6 protein-coding genes are annotated in these 2,962 nt (G+C 31.3%); 2 read left to right on the top strand and 4 right to left on the bottom strand.

Features of this window, described 5'->3' with window-relative positions:
- The 3 genes from U9Q18_00495 to U9Q18_00485 form a co-directional block, all read right to left on the bottom strand.
- Positions 1-192, bottom strand: a 192-nt coding sequence (locus tag U9Q18_00495) for a GNAT family N-acetyltransferase (protein MEA3312838.1), incomplete at its 3' end; no start/stop codon positions are given.
- A gap of 15 nt (positions 193-207) precedes the next feature.
- Positions 208-981: a class I SAM-dependent methyltransferase gene (locus U9Q18_00490; GenBank protein MEA3312837.1), complete on the bottom strand. Its 774-nt coding sequence runs from the start codon at positions 979-981 to the stop codon at positions 208-210.
- 103 nt (positions 982-1,084) lie between these two features.
- Positions 1,085-1,330 carry a hypothetical protein gene (locus U9Q18_00485; GenBank protein ID MEA3312836.1) on the bottom strand — a complete coding sequence of 82 codons (246 nt, stop codon included), beginning with the start codon at positions 1,328-1,330 and terminating at the stop codon, positions 1,085-1,087.
- Between the two features lie 314 nt (positions 1,331-1,644).
- Between U9Q18_00485 and U9Q18_00480 the strand changes: the two genes are divergently transcribed.
- Both U9Q18_00480 and U9Q18_00475 read left to right on the top strand, forming a co-directional pair.
- On the top strand, positions 1,645-1,977 hold the full coding sequence (locus U9Q18_00480) for a DUF3796 domain-containing protein (GenBank protein MEA3312835.1): 333 nt from the start codon (positions 1,645-1,647) through the stop codon (positions 1,975-1,977).
- 6 nt (positions 1,978-1,983) lie between these two features.
- On the top strand, positions 1,984-2,187 hold the full coding sequence (locus U9Q18_00475) for a helix-turn-helix transcriptional regulator (GenBank protein MEA3312834.1): 204 nt from the start codon (positions 1,984-1,986) through the stop codon (positions 2,185-2,187).
- A 62-nt stretch (positions 2,188-2,249) separates the two neighbouring features.
- Here U9Q18_00475 and U9Q18_00470 read toward each other — a convergent pair whose 3' ends face one another.
- Positions 2,250-2,723 carry a GNAT family N-acetyltransferase gene (locus U9Q18_00470; protein MEA3312833.1) on the bottom strand — a complete coding sequence of 158 codons (474 nt, stop codon included), beginning with the start codon at positions 2,721-2,723 and terminating at the stop codon, positions 2,250-2,252.
- Between the last annotated feature and the right edge of the window lie 239 nt (positions 2,724-2,962).

Here is a 2,962-nt window from a genome sequence, read left to right as displayed (position 1 = left end):
TTCAATAGTTATAAAACCTACTATATTATCATTACAAACAGCTACTAAATCAATTGTGTCTTTCTTATATTTTGGTTTTTTATGTATAACTGTCCACCATGCATATGAATCAACCATTACACTTGCATGAACATCCAGCCATTTTAATTCATCTGATTTTTTATATTCTCTTATAATCACTTTTTCTTTCATTATAACCACCTATAACTATAAATTTTTAGAATAGTTCGAACTTGCTGCTGGGTTTCTAATTATTTTCTTTTTAAGTACTGCTATATATGTGGCATTTTGGCTACCGATATATTTACGAATTTCCCATCCGGTTCCTTCTATTATTTGCTCTAATTCTTTTTTTGAAACAAATAGATAATCAAACCAGGATCCGATATACTTTTTATGTCTAATTCGAATTCTCAGTTGGCCAGGCATTCTACCTCTTTTTCTATTAAGCTCATGATATGTCAAGTGGTTTGGGTCCTTCGTTTTATATGGATCTGTTGCTTGTGCTATTATTACCGCGTTTTTCGAGCTGATTGATTTTAGACGTCTGAGAAGCCATTTTGCTCGCCTGTAACTTCCAAATAATCCAAAATTATTACCAAAAAGAATAAAACTATCAATTGTGCCTAAACTTTTATCGATTTTAGTAAACGGAATATTTCTTAGATTCTTTATCCCGCGTTCTTGGCAAATTCTAATTGCTCCAGGGGAATTGTCAATTCCTATTACAAAAAAACCTTTATTTTGCAAATATAGTGCAACTCTACCGGCGCCACATCCCACATCGACTACTCTTCCGAAAGCGTATTCGATTGCTTCTTTTTCATAGTCAGCCCATTCTTCGTAAGGAGCAAAATAATACGGAATACCTTCGTGGTAATCAATATAACCATCGTCTCGTTCTACAATTTCTATCTTTGCACCCGCTTCAAGAAAAGTCCGTAATTCTGCTCCATATGCATCCTGATGTTCCTTGATCAAGTTGTATACCTCCTTAAAAAAATAATTTCGTAAAAAAGATCAGCGCCATGGCTTTTGTATAACCACTATTATACGCAGCTAAGGGATGCAAATACAATATAGATTATTTACTTTCATATCTCTTCTTGAAACACTCCTCACAGTATATCTTCCCGACTTTTTCAAAAATCACATCTGCCCTCCCCATTGGTACAGATATCCCCGTCGGAGGGGTCTTCCCGATAATTGCAATAAATTCGCCTTTTCCAATCTGATAATTACAATCACTACACTCATAATAAGGCCTCCCTTTTATTTTACCGGTATAGTAAGGCCCTATTCCCTTTTTTACCTTATCTAATAATCCCATATTATTTACCTCCATAGTTTAGTCATTTTAGTCTTTATATATTTTGCGTCCCGAAGCCAATTGCGTATAACTATCATTATCGTTTGACACTTTTAGGATTAAATTATCCAAATGTTTTGGCTATTCTTGCATATTTATATATACGATGATAATTTCAAAAATCCTCTTTTTTGGGAAAATTTATTTAATATTAATTATAAAAGTAGGGATTATACGAAGTAGGGGTCATAATATTTGGGGTATTGACATTTTCAAAATTATGTTATATATTTATAATATAAAGTTATTTATTTATAACATTAGGAGGGATATTCATGAAACCAAATTGGTTATACTATTTAGGATTTCTTGGCCTTTTGGGTCTTTTAGGATTAGTTTCGTCCAACATTGGCTTTTACGGGTTCTTCGGTTTTTTTGGCTTTTTTAGCTTTAAAAAAATAAAAAATGATGAAAGATTAGAGGCCAATATTAATAAATCTACTCGTAACGCCTTTGTATCATCTTTAATATTTTTCGTGTTGGTCGCTGTATATACTACGCTAACTTCAAACCTCTCGATAATTGTTTTTGCTTTTGCCTTAAATTTTGCATTACAGATTATTGTTTTTACATTTTCATTAAAATTCTACGATGATATTAAGGAGTAATATTTAATGGCTTTAAAAACAAGAATAAAAGAATTTAGGGCGAAATTAGACTTAACTCAAGAAGACCTTGCAAATTTAGTTGGAGTCAGAAGAGAAACTATTATACACCTTGAAAAAGGGAAATATAATCCTTCACTGAGGCTTGCCTGTGATATAGCTAAGGCGTTAAACACTGCTATTGACGAGCTTTTTATTTTCTCAGATGATTAACATCACCTTACTTTTAGGTGCTATTTTACCATATAAACCATCTATGTTGTAATGCCATTCTTCTAAATCTCTTTTGACATCATTAAATTTGTTATTTTATATCCTATTTTTTTGTACAAAGATATGGCTGGATTATTATGGGCAAATACATGAAGTGAAATTTTATTACATTTTAGTTCTTTTGCTTTTTCTTCCAGCTTTTCCATTGTCTGTGTGCCAAACCCTTTTCCTCTATATTTCTCATTAATTAATATATCATATAAAAACATTTGTTGGCTTGATAAACCATTTTCATTTATTTTAAACCAAATTATTCCTATTCTTTTATTAGATTCCTTGTCATATATAGAATATAAATGATGTGTTTTAGTATTTATACCTTCTGGAAGTAATTTTTTCATAGTTTGTTTTGCTAATTCTTCAGCCTTTTCTGGAGACCAATTACCAGAATTGACTTTTTCCTCAGCATATTTTTTACTAGCTTCTTTAAAATAAGTATTAAATTTTCCCTTCGACATTCGAATAAATTCAATCATAATTTATCCTCTATCCCTTAAGTTATAGTCCTTATTGCGCCAATAATTTTTCCTTCAGGTTTCACCATGGATGGAAAACCTGTTTTTAATTATTCTTACCAACAATTGCAATATGGCCACCAAAACCAGCAAAAGAGTCCTGGTTAGAATATTTCAATTCTATTTTTAAATGCTTTCTATATTTTTCTTCATCATTTGTATCTTGATATGATGTAAAGACTGTTTTCCCAATTTTCTCG

The sequence above is a fragment of the Caldisericota bacterium genome (assembly GCA_034717215.1).
Lineage (GTDB): Bacteria > Caldisericota > Caldisericia > Caldisericales > Caldisericaceae > UBA646.
Note: the sequence above shows the minus strand (reverse complement) of the source record. Positions and strands in the feature narration are given on the sequence as shown.

Excerpts from the sequence above, each read along its gene's own strand:
- U9Q18_00485 (MEA3312836.1), bottom strand. The coding sequence starts at position 1,330 with ATGGGATTATTAGATAAGGTAAAAAAGGGAATAGGGCCTTACTATACC.
- U9Q18_00480 (MEA3312835.1), top strand. The coding sequence starts at position 1,645 with ATGAAACCAAATTGGTTATACTATTTAGGATTTCTTGGCCTTTTGGGT.
- U9Q18_00475 (MEA3312834.1), top strand. The coding sequence starts at position 1,984 with ATGGCTTTAAAAACAAGAATAAAAGAATTTAGGGCGAAATTAGACTTA.
- U9Q18_00470 (MEA3312833.1), bottom strand. The coding sequence starts at position 2,723 with ATGATTGAATTTATTCGAATGTCGAAGGGAAAATTTAATACTTATTTT.